Source organism: Yersinia antarctica, assembly GCF_056636475.1.
On record NZ_JBSJQF010000001.1, the window covers coordinates 3,701,838 to 3,719,888 of the forward strand.

Sequence of the window (18,051 nt, forward strand, 5' to 3'; positions counted from 1 at the left end):
CCACTTTAGTTAGAACTTAACAGCATTAAACTAACAAAAATCAGGTTTAGATGAGGTAAATCAAAAAAAACAAGACAGATCTAAAATTGATTATAAATAAAATTGATCTACATCTATAAAAACGACAAAGATAGTAAATGAAATAGTCGATATATTCCTTATAATATCGCCTTGCAACAAGATTCGCCGATTAGTACCCACAAACCAAGAGATATAGCCTATTAATTCATGGCCGCGTTATTTTCAATCAAGAAGATTAATTATCGAGCCATTGGTGCAATTTTTATTTTTCCGTCAAGCATCGGAACACTGCGAGGATATTAAGATAAGTTCCAATCGGGAATTATTACCCATTGAGGGAAATCTATCATAATAATGAGAGAAAGAGAGTGATTGAGTAGACATTCTTTCGCACCAGAATAATTTTTCTGACACAGATTATCCCTCACAGCCCTTTACACGCCCACCCACCTTGAAGGTAAAATACTTGAATATCTGGGTATACATATCGATGGACATATCACAGACCTGTCACGATCAACATCAGGTGTAGCTGGATTTTCGGACACCTGTAAATCATTTCATGCACGAAGCCGCTCTGTCGCCAGTTCGGGTTAATATACTGGTAATAAATAATGTTCCCAATTCCAATTAGAATAATACCCGCAGAATAGTACTCATATTATTACATTTATTTCTGTTACGTAATGCCGTTGCGATATCTGACAAAACCACACCAATACCTGGATATCATAACCTCCATCTAATTCACCGCTAAATCCTTTATGCGATAAATATTAAAGTAATGAAACTATACTACTTACACGTATATTAAAATTCACAATATGCAGTAGCTATTCTAGCGAACACACAAATTTACAGTAAATACTTAACCATTAGGCTGGTAGGTCATCTCGTAAAAATAAGCGCTAAACGGCAACTCATACAAAACTTGAGTACTCTCCAAAAGCGAAGGGAGGATTTTTGGCTCGCAGCGTGAATAGTCTTCTGTAGGATATTGGCGCTGACAGTATCCCCGAGGGCTATCGATAAAATCCATCTTAGGAATGCGTTTAAGCACTAAAACTTTCCCTTCACTGTTCCCCATTTGAGGTTCAATAAAAAAGAAGCTGAGCTGAGATATGAGCGCCGTAATGCTAATAGCCACTACGACTATCCACAGATAAATAGAACGCATACAGAATTCCTGCAATGAGTAAACACGATTACTCTATCAGCTAACCTATAATGAACGCCAAGAATAATAGCAGTGGTTGTCCATCGCAGGAGAAAAAGCACTTTTATATTCAAATATTGCAGCCACAGCTCACTGGATCCCTGGGTTTATCTATGTCCGTGATTTTCGTGTGCAGCGGTAACCCCTCATCACGCCAGCCGGTGACACCTCCTATCATCTCTTTAACCGCATAGCCAAGTTTGCTCAAATTAACGGCGGCGCGGTGAACACCGTTGCAGTGGGGACCAGCACAGTAAATCACAAATAATGTCTCTGGCGGATAGAGTGAAAGCAAAGTGGTATCCATTAATCGATGAGGAATATTGATAGCTCCCGGTAGGTGTAGCGTGGCAAACGCCGCCTCACTACGCACATCTACCAACACAAAATCTACATTACCTTGCTGCTGGCTGGTATAGACATCTGAGCAATCAGTTTCAAATGCTAAACGCTGGGAAAAGTACTGTAATGCGCGTTCTGCACAAGCCGCTGGGATCTGACTGACTAAACTGCTCATATGATTTCTCCATTCAATATTATGAAGCATCACTTTATGAAATGGCATTAGCCGATTACAGTGGCAGAAATGACAATAAACCACTGAGATACGCCAATGAATATTTCAACTGCATCAATATCTGCCAACAGACCAACGGAGGAGCCGGGATTAGTGGTGACGCTGGCTTACGACGGATTGTACCTATTTGAGTTTGGTATTGCGCAGGAAATATTTGGTTTAGCTCGCCCTGAATTTGATTTTCCCTGGTACCGGCACCAAGTGGTCGGTGTAGAACAACACATCACTACGGCCAATGGCAGCCTACATATTCAAGTTGATACCGATTTGTCCCTACTGGAACAGGCTAAAACCATTGTGATACCCGGTTGGCGCAGCCCTGACGCCCTCCCTCCAACAGCACTTACCGAGGCTTTGCAGCAAGCAGTTGCACGTGGTGCACGCATTATATCCATCTGTTCTGGCGTTTTTGTACTGGCGGCTGCGGGGTTATTACAGGGGAAAAGCGCCACAACTCACTGGCGCTATACCGATTATCTGGCACAACACTATCCTGACATTCATGTCGATGCCAATGTGTTGTATGTAGATGAGGGGCAAATTATCACCTCTGCGGGTAGCAGTGCCGGTATTGATGCCTGCTTACATCTGATTACCCGTGATTTTGGGGCTAAAATCGCCAATCAGGTAGCACAGCGGTTAGTCATGGCTCCCCAGCGACGGGGCGGGCAACAGCAATTTATTCCGCTGCCGCTTGCCAAAGAAACGCATCGGGATATGGCAAAAATGATGCAGCAAGTGCGCGGGCAACTGGCCCAAAATTGGAGTGTCAGCCAAATGGCCGCCGAATTGGCGCTCAGTGACAGGACATTTTTACGGCATTTTTCTGCCGCCACGGGCCAATCACCCAAAATATGGTTACAGCACGAGAGAATGCACAAAGCGAAAGAATTACTAGAAAGGGATCAGATGAGTATTGCGAGGATTGCCGAATATTGCGGATTTCAGACCATTGAAGGTTTTAGAAATGCATTTCGCCAAAAAGTAGGGATCACACCTGCGGTGTATCGGCGGCAATTTAAATATAACTAAGGGGGATATTCCAGAGTAATGAATCAATATCGACGATTTTAGAAAACTAAAAACCCCTCCGTGGCGAGGTTTTTAGGTTGTTGGTTAATCTTATTTTAGAGATAAGAATAATATTATTGAGGATATTATTGTCTGCTCCGGCTTAGGCCATCATCGCTATCGCAACTTTCCAACAATACTTTTTACCAACAATACGTTTACCAAAAAAAATCTGACCTGAGCCAGATTTAATTACAGCTAAACGTGATAGATAGCAGTGTAAATTACAGTGCTACTACGTTTACAGCTGAAGGGCCTTTCTGGCCTTGCTCGATGCTGAACTCTACGTTCTGGCCTTCATCAAGAGTTTTGTAATCAGTGCCCTGGATTGCAGAGAAATGTACGAATACATCTTTGCTACCGTCAGCAGGAGAAATAAAACCAAAACCTTTACCAGCGTCAAACCATTTTACTAAACCAGTCATTTTATTAGACATAGAGATATTTCCTTCATTATTTGTGCCAAAACGTGGCAATTGTGGTCTGCTGATCAAGAGTTACTTATGGGGGCACTAAAGAAGGAAATTCGTCGGAGAAGTGATGTCTAAAAAATATCGCTTTAACTAGGAACTGCTTTACTTAAATGGCTTACATAAATAGGTCTGTGCTACAAACCGATGAAGCTATTAACGCATGCTGAGATATTAATAGCAAGGCTTATTTATTTTGAGTATTAAATGAATGATAAAAACAAATCGTGCATAAATTATGATATACCCTAAATAATTCAAGTTGCAGGAAGGCAGCAACGAAATGAACCCACGGAGTTGAAATAACTCAATGACCTGGGTGAGTGATGGCAGCCAACGCACATGCAGTTTGAAGTATGACGGGTATAAAACCAACTGTCATACATCGTCCGGTGGCATCCTGTGCCGGGATAGAAAGACAGATTCTAGCGGGTGAGGTTATGCTCAGACTTCGTTATAATGCCAATGAAAATCGGAAGCCGTCATAAAGGAAAAGCAATGACAATGCGTGAGCTTGAAGTACAGTTTCTTAATGCAATGAGTGAGTTGCAGTCAACTTTTGAGAAGCAGCATCAGACATGGCAGGCAAGCTACAATGCATTGCAACATGAACTGGAGCAGTCAAAAGCACGGGAAACAGCATTGCGTGCTAAAAATGATATGTTGCTTAGAAAGCTTAATACTGCCAACACCTTGCCAGAACAACATTCATTAGTTAGGCAGATTAAAGTGTTAGGTGCACATCTTGATGCTCTGGCGAAAGATGCTGCCGCTTTCAATCATCATCTGAATAATCAGCAACAAAATAGCGATAATTTCAGTGGCGATAACCCTTAAACACTTCGTTGACTTTATCTACTCAGGCGATTTAACAGCCAGATAATTTTACGTTGTCAATTACACCTTTTATGGCGCAAAGAAACATTCAATGACGTGGATAATTATTGCTGTTTTGATCGTAGTTTTTATTGTCGGCTACCGTGTGTTGACATCAGATACCCGCAAAGCGGTGGATACACTGGCCAATTTACTGAAGATAAAACCGATTTACATTGAATCCATGTTGCAAGAGATGGGGCAACGTCAGACACAAATGTTTATCCGCTCCACCAGCAATGGCTATGCCGAGGATGTGAGAAAGGCAGCTTATCTGGTCTTTATTTACCAAACCTTTATCAAAGACTCTTCCGATGAAAATGTGATGCAATGGCGCAATACGCTGATTCGCTCACATATATCCCCAATGCTAACGGCCGAACATACCGAAGCGGCTTTGTTCTATTTCGCAGAACTGGATTTAGATGCCTTTGAATTGGCGCAATTCCGCCGACAATATAATATGCAGTTTAATCAGGAAGCTGACGCCGTATTGCATTGATTCTGGCGCTACGGCGCGGTGACATTTATTGCGCCAAGGCGAGCTGGTTTTACGGGTACATACTGTTTAGATAGCGCAATAACATTTCTCTTGAGCTAAAACCGTGGGCAATACCGTAGCGGTCATCAGCTTCACCGGCCAGATAGAGCGGAAACTCCACATACTTATCACTGATACGAATAGTTGCCGTGGGTGTGGCAAACAACAAGCTTTTATCTTTATGCGCTGGGTGAATAACCAATGCTGTCCTGCCCATTCGGGCTTCACGGTTAACATAAACGTAATGCTCCGCTTTACGATAACCGTAAGCCTGATCAACCGTATAATCCCGATCAAAACCGGCATTCTCCAGGACCTTAGCCACTTCATCTGGCCGTAAATACATTTATTTCCCCTCTTTTTGACTACTATTGAGCGACCTTACCGTAATAAATAAGGGAAACCACGTATTTATTGGCTCAAAACGACTATTTCGGAATAGTCTACACGCCATGTTCATCTCATCAGCGTTGTTTCTACTCGACTGGCGCGTTAATAATCCGTTGCTGGCGTGGTAGCGTCGCACGCCAAAACCACCACAAAAAGAGGCTGACTGAGTTACGGATAATAAAATCTTATTCCGCCCCCAGTGAGGGCTTGTTTTCACGCCATTGCGATGGGGTAATGCCCTTAACTCGCATAAACTCGCGATTAAAATTTGATTTAGTCTGGAACCCCGCCTCTAGCATAATATCGATCACTGGCAGCTCCGTACGCATCAATAGCATCGCGGCATGATCGACCCGCAACTGATTAACGTATTGCGAAACATTTTGCCCCGTTTGCTGATTAATGGCCTGCGACACTTTGCGCGGGGCAACACCAACTTTGCGCGCCAACGTTGATAAGTTGAGTTGACTCTCCAGATACAGATTATTTTTCTTTAAGGTTAATAAGATGACAGAGAAAAGCGCCTCCAGCGATTCAGCTAATGGCTTATCATCCATTACCGCCAACTCAGCCGACACCGCAGCAATCGGCTCTTCACGATGTGCGCTGGTCGCTAGGGTGTAGCACATTGCCAACGTAATCAAAAGGTTGCTCAAGCTGGCTATTAACCCAGCCTGATTTCCGGCAAAAAATGCATAGTCAGCACTGATAATGATATCGCCCACCCCCGACCCAATCAGCAAGATAGCCATCAGAAGCCATAACCGGTAGCTAAGCCAAATTTTTTCCACAGAGATCTGTTGCAAACGATCCTCACCAGGGCGCAAGTAAACCAGCACCGCAAGGCCATAAGACAAATAACTGATAATGACCATTGCATCGAGCCACTGCGGCGCGATCCAGACACAAATTGCCGTACCGATAGGGCCTAAAGCATGTATCCCAAGCTGGCGAATACCCGCCCTCCTCTCCCCGGTTGTACTGAGGAGTGCTAAATAAGTCAGCGGGGGGATAGTCATAGCGACGATAGGTTGTAAGCCATTAAACAGGGCAAGATGATAGCCATAGCGCAAGCCAATCAACCCGCTTTGTAATACACAAACCAGCAATAGCAGCAGTAATAATCCTCTCTGCTTACCGGATTTAATCAAATGATAAAACAAACCAATACATAAAATTGATAACAGAAAAGAGACGGGAATCAGTGGCATAACCCTTGCCTTAACAAGTGGATATCGTGAATAACGGTTTTGTAGTGTAGACAGCCAGATAAGCGAAAACAAGCAGGTTCAGGGACTGGATCATGATCGAGGTCGCGGCTAAATGCTCTTCCCTCTAAGGTGACAAATAACTCAATCAGTCAGGATATTAAATCATGAAAAATGCTGTGCTGTGCTTCTGTTTTTTGCTGTTTTTCCCGATGGTCAGTTATGGCTGGCAAACAGCGGTTACTCACATTTCATTCAATGACACTCAACGCCAGCGCCAACTTGATAGCTTAATTTATTATCCAACGGCGAAACAGGGAACAACGTCCCTACTGGGTGATAGTGCCGTCTTCAACGGTATCTCGGTTTTACCTGATGCCCCCCTTGCCACAGGCCAATTTCCATTGATTGTCCTCAGCCACGGCAGTGGTGGCAACAATACCAGTATGGCGTGGTTGGCAGATAAGTTGGTGCAGCAAGGTATGGTGGTAGTCGCAGCCAATCACCCAGGCAGTACCACTGGTAACTCTATACCGGCCAAATCGGCACAGCTATGGTTACAAACTGAAGATATCTCTTTTATTATTAGCGCATTACTGTCTGATTCGCGCTGGAAGTCGGTACTGGATAATCAGCCTATTGGGGTAATTGGCCATTCGAAAGGGGGTTATAGTGCTATTGCGGCATTGGGTGCAACGCTTTCATTTCCACGTTTCATTGCCAGCTGCCAACAGCAGCCCGAACAAGCCAACTGCCAGTTTTATACCCGTGCGGAGGTAAAATTAAAGGCACTTCCAGTGCGGAAAATTGAAGGGAATTATGCTGATAAACGTTTACGTTTTGCGGTCGCTTTGGATCCCGGCATGGTGCCTTTTTATCAAAACAGTAGCCTGTTTCATTTAACAGCCCCACTGCTTCTGATTAATGCTCACTATTTTATCTCGCCAAATATGGCACTAAATCTGGGCGGGAGTGAGTGGATAAAGCGGCTTAATCCGCCAGGTATAACCACAATAACCTTAGCCCACAGCGGACATTTCGATTTTCTGCCAACCTGTAAACCGACAGCCCGCGCAGTTTTGGCAGAGGAAGGCGAAGACTTTATCTGTGCGACATCAGTGACGGAAAGAGAAAAGTTACATCAGCAGACGGTTCAACAGATTGTTGAGTTCCTGCATCAACAACATATTTTGCACTGATATTTCAATATGATAATGGTGACGCACAAACCATCCAAACTGTGCGAGACTAAATAAAGGTGTCGGTAAGAAACAGCACACAGGCAAGTGATACACCACATAGGGTCATCACACTGAAAATCAGCTCGAACAGATAACGATTGATCATGATGGTTAGCCTATAAAAAAAGACACCCGGCGTTAACCGGGTGTCTGGAATTGGCTAGACTGTGCGGTACTTAGTAGCCCGCATTCCGGCATAATTATGCTGCTGGCGCTGTTGCTGATTTTTTAACAGCTTTATGGTGTTTTTTAGCGGCTTGGGCTTTCTGAGCTGGCTGAGCTGGCGCTTTTTTCACGTGTTTTTTAGCGGCCTGTGCTTTTTGAGCAGGTGCTTTTTTCACATGTTTTTTAGCAGACTGTGCTTTTTGTTCTGTGGTTTGTTTGGTTGCTTTATGTTTTTTATGGTGAGTTGCTTTAGCTGGTGCTGCATTTTCTGCGGCAGGCGCAGCAGTAGTGCTGGTTGCAGCTGGTGCTGCTGTAGCGGCCGCAGTAGTTTCAGCAGCGAAAGCAACAGAAGACAGACCCATGGTTGCAGCAACGATCAGCGCTAATACTTTTTTCATTTTAAAATCCTCAGAGTTTGTTTCGCTAAGCCCCCGGTGGGGCCGTTGAAAGAATCATAGAGGAATCAATTTTTCCTTTCCGTGAGTCATTGGTTTCGCTAAGTAACCAAATGTACAAAGTAATAGTGATTATTATTTACGCCATACATTATGAATCACGCTATTTAAAAGCAGCCCTGTTCGGGAGGCATGGTGGTTAATTCTCCCCTCACCTTCGGATTAGTCCTGAAGCGCATGTCACAGCGACGTGATGGACTATGCTTAATGTTCATCAGGCAAAACGGAGAGTCAAATGTTCAAGAAATCAGAAAAAATTGAAAGAGATCTCAATCAGGACGTGACCCTTCTGGCAGATACTCTTGACGATGTATTGCGTTCATCAGGTGAGAAAACCAAAGAGGAACTGACCAAAGTGCGCCACAATGCCGAAGGTGTATTACGTGATGCGCGAGCGCGTTTCAACGGTTCGACCAGCCTAAAACAGCATGCCCGAGATGTTGCAGGTAACGCAGATGACTACATCCGCGACAAACCATGGCAAGGTGTCGGTATTGGTGCTGCGGTCGGTATCGTTCTGGGTGTGCTGTTAGCACGCCGTTAAAAATAATCTGATAGCTGATAAATCGCCGGTATTTTATCCCCCTCATTGCTGTGTCTACTTATAGGGATGACGATATCTGGCAGTTTGGTTAATCGGTGGCCCCAGTGATAATAGATGCACTGCGGGCCAATTCATTTACTCGGTAAATGGTGGTTATTAAGCAGACATAGAAGTAATAACTTTGGCCAATAGGGTCACCAGCCGATCAGTTTCTGCCACAGAAGTGAGATTAGTAAATCCCATCAACAATCCATTTCTACCGGTTACCTGGCTCGTTTCCGCCAACGCCCAATCTGATAGCGCCTGAACCGCTAACCCTTGCTGCCGCGCCCGTATTGCTACGGCATAATCAGCAAAACCCTTATCCAATCGCGCCAGTAATTGTATCCCTCCAGCTTGCTGTTCAACCTCAACAACGCCTGCCAACTGACGCCTCAGACTTGTCGATAGCATCTCACGCCGTTCGGCATATAGATGACGCATACGTTTCAGATGGCGATAAAAATGCCCCTGATTGATAAACTCCGCCACACTGGCCTGTATCAGTGGTGGGCTGGTACAAATGCGTAACTGGCATCGCTGATTAAATAGTGCCACCCGTTCTGCTGGAACGACCAGATAAGCCAGCCTCAGTGCCGGAAACATCACTTTGCTGAAGGTACCGGCATAGAGCACCCGCCCCTGCCGGTCCAACGTTTTCAACGGTGGCAGTGGCCGCCCTTGATACCTGAACTCACTGTCATAGTCATCTTCAATAATCCATGCATGCTGCTGATCGGCCCAATCCAACAGGGCAATACGTCGTGCCAGACTGAGCGCCACCCCTAACGGGCTTTGATGGGCTGGGGTGACGATGGCAAAACGTGCCTGGGGGCAGTCGTTAATTGCCGCACCGACATCCATTCCGTCCTGATCAACTGCGACCGGATGCGGAATAAGCCCAGCTTCGCGAATCAGTTGCCGTGTCACAGGATAGCCGGGGTCCTCCAACCAGCCACGATCGCCCGGTTGCAGTAAGGTACTGATCACCAGATCCAGCAATGACTGATAGCCTGAGCAAATAAAAACTTGTTCAGGCTGGCAACTCACCCCGCGTGATAACTGTAAATAATGTGCTATTGCTTCGCGCAATAACGCAAGCCCGGTAGCGGGGGGATGTCCAAGGGATGATGCGGTGAGATTATGTAACTGTTTGGCCATGATTCGCCCCCATTGCGCTCGGGGGAAAGCGTCCAGCGCCGGTAATCCTAGCTCGAAGGGCCGCGCCACCGGACTAACCGTTGAGACTTTATTCACCACAACAGGCTGCGCACTCTGAGTTAATGGCAGCAAAGGGGTATCACGTAACTGAGCGGAAACGTAAGTCCCACTCTGCCCACGACTTTGCAAATACCCCTCGGCAATTAATTGACCATAGGCATTTTCCACCGTACCTCGTGCTACCCCCACTTCACTGGCTAGCACCCGAATCGAGGGTAACCGCGAGTCAGGCAGCAATGCTCCTTGCACGATGGCATCTTTAATACGCTGATAAAGCTGACGGTAGACCGGCTCGTTTTGTTGGCTATCCAGGCTCAGAAGATGTGAAAAAGACCTCATCATGACCCACTAAAATAAGTAATTTATGGCTCTATAGTATAGGTCATCACAGCGCTAGAGTAGCGCCATACTCTACGGTACCTCACAGGAACATATCATGGTTGAACAACGTCTTTATTTTTCCGAACTTTCACCTACAACCTATAAAGCACTGGTTAATGCGTCTCTCTCGTTAGATAAGAGTTCATTACCTAAAGCATTGATAGAAATGATTTTTATGCGGGTATCACAAATCAACGGCTGCGCATTCTGCTTGAATATGCACGGTAAATTCTTGCGTGAGAACGGTTTTGATAATGCCAAAATGGATGTGATAGCTGGCTGGCGACTCAGTAATGCATTTACTGAGGCAGAAAGAGCAGCATTAGACTGGGCAGAAGCGGTGACTTACATCACCACCAGTGGCACACCTGATAATATCTTCGACGCCTTAAAAGTACATTTTACCGATGCTGAAATTTCCGATTTAACTTTTGCTATCAGTATCATGAATGCCTTTAACCGCTTAGCCGTCAGCCTGCGCCAGTAAATCATCTTGCCCGCAACAACTCCGCAATAGAAATATTTTTATCCTCCTTATTATTACTAAATCTACCGCCAGCCCCGTGCTGGCGGCCCTGTCGCTGAACAATGCATGAATTCTCAATAAATAACTACATGTAGTGTGGTTGAATTAAATAAACACTAGATATAGTATTTGTTTTATCACCTACGGAAATGAAACCGCAGTTGATTATCAGAGGCAGGTCGTCGCGGCACCTTAACAACCTGACTAATCCGCCTTTCCTCATTACAAAAGGTAAATGCGAATCATGAGTATTATTATTTACAGTAAACCTGATTGTGTCCAGTGCAATGCCACTTACCGAGCATTCGACAAACAAGGAATATCCTATCAAACAATTGATTTAACAGCAGATTTGCAAGCATTAAATCATGTGAAATCTCTTGGTTATCAGCAGGTGCCAGTGATTATTGCCGGCAATGAACATTGGTCCGGCTTCCGCCCTGACAAAATTAACGCACTGGTTCAGGCCGTCAGTGCCTGATGGGGGGACAAGATGAATCCGCTGGTCTATTTTTCCAGCTCTTCGGAGAACACTCACCGTTTTGTCGAAAAGTTAGCACTCCCGGCAATACGCATCCCCATTGCCGGTGCGCGAGGGAAACTACAACTTGAGCAACCCTATATTTTATTAGTACCCAGCTATGGCGGCGGCAGCACGATAGGAGCAGTACCGATACAGGTTATTCGATTTCTAAATGATCCACACAACCGTTCATTGATCCGCGGCGTTATTGCGGCGGGTAACACTAATTTTGGCGACGCCTATTGCCTGGCAGGGAAAATCATCTCCCAAAAATGTCAGGTTCCTTATCTGTATCGCTTTGAACTACTGGGTACAGCAGAAGATGTGGCTAACGTGCGCAAGGGAGTAACTGAATTTTGGCAACGACAGAACTGAATATCACTGATCCATCCAGTAGCGAGCTTGACTATCACTCACTGAATGCGATGCTAAACCTCTATGATGCTGATGGACGTATCCAGTTTGATAAAGACCGGTTGGCGGCACGTCAATATTTCTTGCAACACGTCAATCAAAACACCGTGTTCTTCCACAATTTGCAAGAAAAACTCGATTATCTGGTCGAAGAAGGATATTACGAGAAAGAGGTGCTGGCTCAGTACGATTTCAGCTTTATCAAAAGCTTATTCCAGCAGGCCTATAGCAAAAAATTTCGTTTTCCCACTTTCCTTGGCGCCTTTAAATATTACACCAGCTATACCCTGAAAACCTTTGATGGCAAACGTTATCTGGAACGCTACGAAGACCGTGTTTGCATGGTGGCGCTGACACTGGCAGCAGGTGACCCGACACTGGCGCAAGAACTGGTAGAAGAGATAATCTCTGGTCGATTCCAACCGGCCACCCCGACATTCCTCAATTGTGGTAAAAAACAGCGTGGTGAGCTTGTCTCCTGCTTCTTGTTACGCATTGAAGATAATATGGAATCAATTGGCCGCTCCATTAACTCAGCGCTGCAATTGTCTAAACGTGGTGGCGGGGTCGCTTTCCTACTAAGTAATATTCGTGAAGTCGGTGCGCCAATCAAACGGATTGAAAACCAATCCTCCGGCGTCATCCCTATCATGAAAATGCTGGAAGATGCCTTTTCTTATGCTAACCAGTTGGGCGCACGGCAAGGTGCGGGGGCAGTATATCTCCATGCCCATCATCCCGATATTTTACGTTTTCTGGATACCAAACGCGAAAACGCCGATGAAAAAGTTCGTATAAAAACCCTCTCATTAGGTGTGGTTATCCCGGATATTACCTTTGAGTTGGCGAAGAATAACGAAGAAATGTACCTGTTCTCTCCTTATGATGTAGAACAGGTTTACGGTTTACCGATGTCAGAAATCAGCATCAGCGAAAAATACCGCGAGATGGTCAATGACAAGCGCATCCATAAAAGCAAAATCAAGGCACGCGAGTTCTTCCAGATTCTAGCCGAGATCCAGTTTGAATCCGGCTATCCCTACATGATGTTTGAGGACACAGTTAATCGCGCCAATCCGATTAAAGGTCGAATCAATATGAGTAACCTGTGCTCAGAAATTTTGCAGGTTAATTCACCAACCGAATACAATGACGATCTTAGCTATCGCCATATCGGTAAAGATATCTCTTGTAACCTTGGTTCGATGAATATCGCGCATACCATGGATTCACCAGACTTTGGCAAATCGATTGAAACCGCTATTCGTGGGCTGACTGCCGTCTCCGATATGAGCAATATCCGCTCAGTACCTTCTATCGAGAAAGGTAATCAAGAATCCCATGCCATTGGCTTGGGGCAGATGAATCTGCACGGTTATCTGGCCCGCGAGCGTATTTTCTACGGCTCTGAAGAGGCGCTCGATTTTACTAATATCTACTTTTATAGCGTGGTATATCACGCCATCCGCGCCTCGAACCAACTGGCAATAGAACGAGGCCACCACTTTAAAGGCTTTGATGAGTCAGATTATGCCTCGGGTACTTATTTCACAAAATATATCGAGCAGAGCTGGCTGCCTAAAACCGCCAAAGTACAGGCACTATTTGCTCAGGCAGCTATTGTACTGCCCGACCAGCAAGATTGGGCCGCGTTACGCCAATCAGTGATGGAACACGGTATTTATAACCAGAACTTGCAGGCGGTGCCGCCTACCGGTTCTATTTCCTATATCAATCACTCGACATCGAGCATTCACCCGATTGTCTCACCGATTGAGATTCGCAAAGAAGGCAAGATTGGCCGAGTCTATTATCCCGCACCTTATATGACTAACGATAACCTTGAATATTATCAGGATGCTTATCAGATAGGGCCGGAGAAAATCATCGATACCTACGCTGAGGCAACACAGCATGTCGATCAAGGGCTATCACTGACCCTGTTCTTCCGTGATACCGCCAGTACCCGCGATATTAATAAAGCGCAAATTTATGCCTGGAAGAAAGGGATTAAGACCATTTATTACATCCGGCTGCGTCAGATGGCGCTTGAAGGCACTGAAGTCGAAGGTTGTGTTTCTTGCTCGCTGTAATTCGCGGCACTGAATGAATAAAAATGGTTGATAAGGAAAATGATATGAACGCAGTAAAACCGATAACACACGTCAGTGCCATTAACTGGAATAAGATTGAAGACGATAAAGACCTAGAAGTATGGAACCGCCTGACAGCTAATTTCTGGTTGCCGGAAAAAGTCCCACTATCAAATGACATTCCCTCTTGGGCAACGCTGACACCTAATGAACAACAGCTTACGATTCGGGTTTTTACCGGCCTGACACTGCTGGATACTATTCAGAATACATTGGGTGCGCCGGCACTGATTAAAGATGCCATTACCCCTCATGAGGAAGCGGTATTCTCAAATATCAGCTTTATGGAGGCGGTCCATGCTCGCTCTTATAGCTCTATTTTTTCTACTCTTTGCATGACATCTGATGTGGACGATGCCTATCGCTGGAGTGAAGAGAATGACCCACTACAAAATAAAGCCAATATTATCTTACAGCACTATCATAATGATGACCCACTGAAGAAAAAGATAGCCAGTGTATTTCTGGAATCATTTTTATTCTATTCCGGTTTCTATTTACCGATGTATTGGTCCAGCCGGGCAAAATTAACCAACACTGCCGATCTTATTCGATTAATCATCCGTGACGAGGCAGTACATGGTTATTATATCGGCTACAAATTTCAGAAAGGGTTGGAGAAAGTCGACAATAGTCGCCGCCAGGAAATAAAGAACTTTGCCTTCGATCTGCTGCAAGACTTATATGACAATGAGGTGCGTTTCACCGAGGATCTGTATGATAAGGTTGGCTGGACCGAAGATGTCAAAAAGTTCCTTCATTATAATGCTAATAAAGCATTAATGAATTTAGGTTATGAAGCCTTATTCCCTACCAGTCAGGCAGCAGTCAGTCCGGCCATTCTGGCGGCATTATCACCAAATGCAGACGAGAATCACGATTTCTTCTCCGGTTCTGGCTCCTCTTATGTGATTGGTAAGGCAGTCAACACCGAAGACGAAGATTGGGATTTTTAAGCGTTCCCTATCGGTGCCCCACCCTCACTTTTATGGCATAAAAATGAGGCGATCCACATCCACTGGCAGCCGCAGCAAGGCTGCCCTCTATTTGGTGATGATTTAATGCCTCAATCACCTTGTAAACTCACCACCACTCATCCGCTATATTTACCTACGCAATGAACAGAACCACAACTAAAAACTGAAATTATTACCTGACTACTAATTTAGGCGCAGGCCAGTATATAAGGGGGATTCAGCATGTCTCTTGTGACGATAAAAATGTCATATCAGCACGATGACGGATGCTCAAGCCCAAGGCTGACCACAAGAAAAATCGAGGGAATATAATCAATAACAGTATATTCAATAGAATGAATATATATGGACAATATTCAGGCTATTAACTGGCTAATTATAGCCCACTCAGCATATCAATATTAAGCAAGATGTGAACATCAAAAAACCACAATATTAACGTATATAAATTAACAGATTAAAAAGATATATCCTGGGATAAGGTCTATTACAATTCAGATTATAAGAACATTGAGGGTTGTCTCAGATTCTCATTGTGTTAGGGTATATGGCGCTCTATTTTTTCATCAGGATAACATTGATCGAATAAACATAATTCAAAATTGACAGAGGAATACACCAGCTGCATGGCAATTAAACTCGAAGTAAAGAATCTATATAAAATATTTGGTGAGCATCCAGAACGGGCTTTTAAGCTGCTTGAATCAGGTAAGAATAAAGAGCAGATATTTGCCAAAACTGGTTTGTCCGTTGGCGTTAAAGATGCCAATCTGGCCATTGAAGAAGGCGAGATATTCGTCATCATGGGGTTATCCGGTTCTGGTAAATCCACCCTGGTACGCCTTCTCAATCGTCTGATAGAACCCACCCGTGGAGAAGTACTGATCGATGGCGAAGATATTGCCAAAATATCTGATAGTGCCCTGCGCACCGTACGCCGTAATAAGATCAGTATGGTCTTTCAGTCCTTTGCATTAATGCCCCATTTGAATGTTCTCGATAACACCGCATTCGGTATGGAGCTGGCTGGCGTCCCTTTGCAGGAACGTCACGACAAAGCGCTGGAAGCACTGCGTCAGGTGAGTCTGGAAAGCTACGCCCACTCCTACCCCGATGAACTTTCCGGCGGGATGCGTCAGCGCGTCGGTTTAGCCCGGGCGATGGCCAATAACCCTGACATCTTATTAATGGATGAGGCCTTTTCAGCGCTAGACCCCTTAATACGTACAGAAATGCAAGATGAGCTGGTCAAATTACAGGCCAAACATCAAAGGACCATTGTCTTTATCTCTCATGATTTGGATGAAGCCATGCGCATTGGTGATCGTATCGCCATTATGCAGGGCGGCGAAGTAGTACAGGTCGGCACCCCGGATGAAATACTGAATAATCCGGCTAATGACTATGTGCGCACCTTCTTCCGTGGCGTCGATATCAGCCACGTCTTTAGTGCCAAGGATATCGCGCGCCGTCGCCCGGTATCATTAATTCGTAAAACTCCGGGTTTCGGCCCTCGTTCAGCGTTAAAACTGCTTCAAGATGAAGACCGCGATTATGGCTATGTGCTGGAACGCGGGCAGAAGTTTATTGGCGTGGTATCGATAGATTCACTGAAAAAAGCCTTGGCGGAGAGCCAGTCGCTGGATAGTGCCTTACTGGCCGATCCAGCGCCGGTTCCCGCAGATATGCCCCTCAGTGAGTTGATTTCACTGGTTGCCCAGGCCCCGTGTGCGGTCCCTGTGGTCGGTGAAGACAACAGTTATATCGGTATTATTTCCAAAGCCATGCTGTTGCAGGCTTTAGATAAGGAGACGCCAAATGAGTGATCCAATTCAAAGCAGTACCCCCGTAGACAGTAATCCTTGGGCGACGGATGCGGCAGCTTCAGCAGCACCGGCGGCAACAGATACCGCCCCTCAGACACTGTCAGCCGCTGTTGACCCGTGGGGAGCGAGCATGGCTGAGGGTAGCCATGCCGCCAGCAGTACCAGCCATGAGGTTGCTTCTCAGGCCGTTCAGAGCACTGCGACACAAAGTACCGATTGGTTGAATAGTACTCCGGCCGCTGCTCCCGAGCATTTCAGTCTGATGGATCCGTTTCATAACACCTGGGTGCCACTGGATTCCTGGGTCACCCACGGTATCGACTGGGTTGTGCTGCATTTTCGCCCCCTGTTCCAGGGCATTCGCGTGCCGGTTGATTTTATTCTCAGTGGCTTTCAGCACCTACTACTGGGTATGCCAGCACCGATCGCCATTCTGGTTTTCGCGCTGATCGCCTGGCAGTTCTCCACCTTAGGAATGGGCGTAGCAACCCTGATATCACTGGTTGCTATTGGCGCTATCGGTGCGTGGTCACAAGCAATGGTGACACTGGCGCTGGTTCTGACTTCGCTGTTCTTCTGTATTCTTATCGGGCTACCGATGGGGATATGGCTGGCACGCAGTAATAATGCCGCACGTATAATTCGGCCGTTACTGGATGCCATGCAGACTACACCGGCATTCGTTTATCTGGTGCCCATCGTCATGCTGTTCGGTATCGGTAACGTCCCCGGCGTGGTCGTGACCATCATCTTTGCTCTGCCACCCATTGTTCGTCTGACCATTTTGGGCATCAAACAGGTACCAGAAGATCTTATCGAAGCCGCTGAATCCTTTGGTGCCAATCCACGCCAATTACTGTTCAAAGTGCAGTTACCGCTGGCGATGCCAACCATCATGGCGGGTGTGAACCAAACCCTGATGCTGGCACTGTCGATGGTAGTCATCGCCTCGATGATTGCTGTAGGGGGCTTAGGTCAAATGGTACTGCGCGGTATTGGCCGCCTTGATATGGGGCTGGCCGCAGTCGGCGGTGTCGGTATTGTGATTCTGGCGATCATCCTTGACCGCCTGACCCAATCATTAGGCCGCGATCGCCGTACCAAAGGCATTGGCCTCTGGTATACAGCCGGCCCGATTGGTCTTATCACCAAACCTTTTAGAAATACTAAGTAATTTCAAATTATTACGCTAAAATTTAAGCGTAATTTTCGCAGG

Annotated in this window: 19 protein-coding genes; 12 read left to right on the plus strand and 7 right to left on the minus strand. The window is 45.6% G+C overall.

The genetic code is table 11. The features are described from left to right. Positions 1–889 precede the first annotated feature (889 nt). Together ACWJJO_RS17160 and ACWJJO_RS17165 are read right to left on the minus strand one after the other, a co-directional pair. Positions 890–1,198, minus strand: coding sequence for a DNA-directed RNA polymerase subunit beta (locus ACWJJO_RS17160; protein ID WP_083163043.1), 309 nt, complete (start codon positions 1,196–1,198; stop codon positions 890–892). A 109-nt stretch (positions 1,199–1,307) separates the two neighbouring features. Next, positions 1,308–1,754 (minus strand): rhodanese-like domain-containing protein, encoded by a 447-nt coding sequence (locus ACWJJO_RS17165; RefSeq protein WP_083163041.1) that lies wholly within the window; start codon positions 1,752–1,754, stop codon positions 1,308–1,310. Positions 1,755–1,850: 96 nt separating this feature from the next. On the opposite strand from ACWJJO_RS17165, the gene ftrA reads away from it, so the two are divergent. Next, positions 1,851–2,846: a transcriptional regulator FtrA gene (gene ftrA / locus ACWJJO_RS17170; RefSeq protein ID WP_481091291.1), complete on the plus strand. Its 996-nt coding sequence runs from the start codon at positions 1,851–1,853 to the stop codon at positions 2,844–2,846. 263 nt (positions 2,847–3,109) lie between these two features. Here ftrA and cspE read toward each other — a convergent pair whose 3' ends face one another. Beyond that, positions 3,110–3,322 (minus strand): transcription antiterminator/RNA stability regulator CspE, encoded by a 213-nt coding sequence (gene cspE, locus ACWJJO_RS17175; protein WP_005275958.1) that lies wholly within the window; start codon positions 3,320–3,322, stop codon positions 3,110–3,112. 531 nt (positions 3,323–3,853) lie between these two features. Between cspE and ACWJJO_RS17180 the strand changes: the two genes are divergently transcribed. Together ACWJJO_RS17180 and ACWJJO_RS17185 are read left to right on the plus strand one after the other, a co-directional pair. Further along, positions 3,854–4,192: an MbeD/MobD family mobilization/exclusion family protein gene (locus ACWJJO_RS17180; RefSeq protein ID WP_083163037.1), complete on the plus strand. Its 339-nt coding sequence runs from the start codon at positions 3,854–3,856 to the stop codon at positions 4,190–4,192. Between the two features lie 91 nt (positions 4,193–4,283). Then, the gene (locus ACWJJO_RS17185; protein WP_083163035.1) at positions 4,284–4,733 is read left to right on the plus strand and encodes a DUF1198 domain-containing protein; all 450 of its coding nucleotides are present in this window, start codon (positions 4,284–4,286) and stop codon (positions 4,731–4,733) included. 49 nt (positions 4,734–4,782) lie between these two features. Here the strand turns inward: ACWJJO_RS17185 and ACWJJO_RS17190 are convergent, their stop codons facing one another. Both ACWJJO_RS17190 and ACWJJO_RS17195 read right to left on the minus strand, forming a co-directional pair. Beyond that, on the minus strand, positions 4,783–5,118 hold the full coding sequence (locus ACWJJO_RS17190; protein ID WP_083163033.1) for a DUF2002 family protein: 336 nt from the start codon (positions 5,116–5,118) through the stop codon (positions 4,783–4,785). 229 nt (positions 5,119–5,347) lie between these two features. Then, positions 5,348–6,373 carry a helix-turn-helix domain-containing protein gene (locus ACWJJO_RS17195; protein ID WP_481091292.1) on the minus strand — a complete coding sequence of 342 codons (1,026 nt, stop codon included), beginning with the start codon at positions 6,371–6,373 and terminating at the stop codon, positions 5,348–5,350. Between the two features lie 164 nt (positions 6,374–6,537). Here ACWJJO_RS17195 and ACWJJO_RS17200 point away from each other — a divergent pair, with 164 nt between their 5' ends. Next, positions 6,538–7,569: an alpha/beta hydrolase family protein gene (locus ACWJJO_RS17200; RefSeq protein WP_481091293.1), complete on the plus strand. Its 1,032-nt coding sequence runs from the start codon at positions 6,538–6,540 to the stop codon at positions 7,567–7,569. 242 nt (positions 7,570–7,811) lie between these two features. On the opposite strand, the gene asr is transcribed toward ACWJJO_RS17200, so the two are convergent. Beyond that, positions 7,812–8,174 (minus strand): acid resistance repetitive basic protein Asr, encoded by a 363-nt coding sequence (gene asr, locus ACWJJO_RS17205; RefSeq protein ID WP_083163029.1) that lies wholly within the window; start codon positions 8,172–8,174, stop codon positions 7,812–7,814. Between the two features lie 292 nt (positions 8,175–8,466). Between asr and ACWJJO_RS17210 the strand changes: the two genes are divergently transcribed. Continuing rightward, the gene (locus ACWJJO_RS17210; RefSeq protein WP_083163027.1) at positions 8,467–8,775 is read left to right on the plus strand and encodes an ElaB/YgaM/YqjD family protein; all 309 of its coding nucleotides are present in this window, start codon (positions 8,467–8,469) and stop codon (positions 8,773–8,775) included. Positions 8,776–8,931: 156 nt separating this feature from the next. Here the strand turns inward: ACWJJO_RS17210 and pdxR are convergent, their stop codons facing one another. After that, positions 8,932–10,377 (minus strand): MocR-like pyridoxine biosynthesis transcription factor PdxR, encoded by a 1,446-nt coding sequence (pdxR, locus tag ACWJJO_RS17215; RefSeq protein WP_420073610.1) that lies wholly within the window; start codon positions 10,375–10,377, stop codon positions 8,932–8,934. 94 nt (positions 10,378–10,471) lie between these two features. Here pdxR and ACWJJO_RS17220 point away from each other — a divergent pair, with 94 nt between their 5' ends. The 7 genes from ACWJJO_RS17220 (at position 10,472) to proW (ending at position 18,009) form a co-directional block, all read left to right on the plus strand. Beyond that, positions 10,472–10,903: a carboxymuconolactone decarboxylase family protein gene (locus tag ACWJJO_RS17220; protein WP_083163023.1), complete on the plus strand. Its 432-nt coding sequence runs from the start codon at positions 10,472–10,474 to the stop codon at positions 10,901–10,903. Between the two features lie 283 nt (positions 10,904–11,186). Beyond that, positions 11,187–11,423 carry a glutaredoxin-like protein NrdH gene (gene nrdH / locus ACWJJO_RS17225; protein ID WP_083163021.1) on the plus strand — a complete coding sequence of 79 codons (237 nt, stop codon included), beginning with the start codon at positions 11,187–11,189 and terminating at the stop codon, positions 11,421–11,423. 12 nt (positions 11,424–11,435) lie between these two features. Next, positions 11,436–11,840: a class Ib ribonucleoside-diphosphate reductase assembly flavoprotein NrdI gene (gene nrdI, locus ACWJJO_RS17230; protein WP_083163019.1), complete on the plus strand. Its 405-nt coding sequence runs from the start codon at positions 11,436–11,438 to the stop codon at positions 11,838–11,840. Next, positions 11,822–13,972, plus strand: a complete 2,151-nt coding sequence (gene nrdE / locus ACWJJO_RS17235) for a class 1b ribonucleoside-diphosphate reductase subunit alpha (RefSeq protein WP_083163017.1) — start codon at positions 11,822–11,824, stop codon at positions 13,970–13,972. The genes nrdI and nrdE overlap by 19 nt, the downstream gene beginning before the upstream one ends. 44 nt (positions 13,973–14,016) lie before the next feature. Next, a complete protein-coding gene (nrdF, locus tag ACWJJO_RS17240; protein WP_481091294.1) occupies positions 14,017–14,988 on the plus strand; it encodes a class 1b ribonucleoside-diphosphate reductase subunit beta in 972 nt (323 codons plus the stop codon). Between the two features lie 647 nt (positions 14,989–15,635). Next, entirely contained in the window at positions 15,636–16,835 is a 1,200-nt protein-coding gene (gene proV / locus ACWJJO_RS17245) for a glycine betaine/L-proline ABC transporter ATP-binding protein ProV (protein WP_083163015.1), read from the plus strand. Continuing rightward, positions 16,828–18,009, plus strand: coding sequence for a glycine betaine/L-proline ABC transporter permease ProW (gene proW / locus ACWJJO_RS17250; RefSeq protein WP_083163013.1), 1,182 nt, complete (start codon positions 16,828–16,830; stop codon positions 18,007–18,009). Before proV ends, proW begins: the two co-directional genes overlap by 8 nt. Positions 18,010–18,051: the final 42 nt, after the last annotated feature.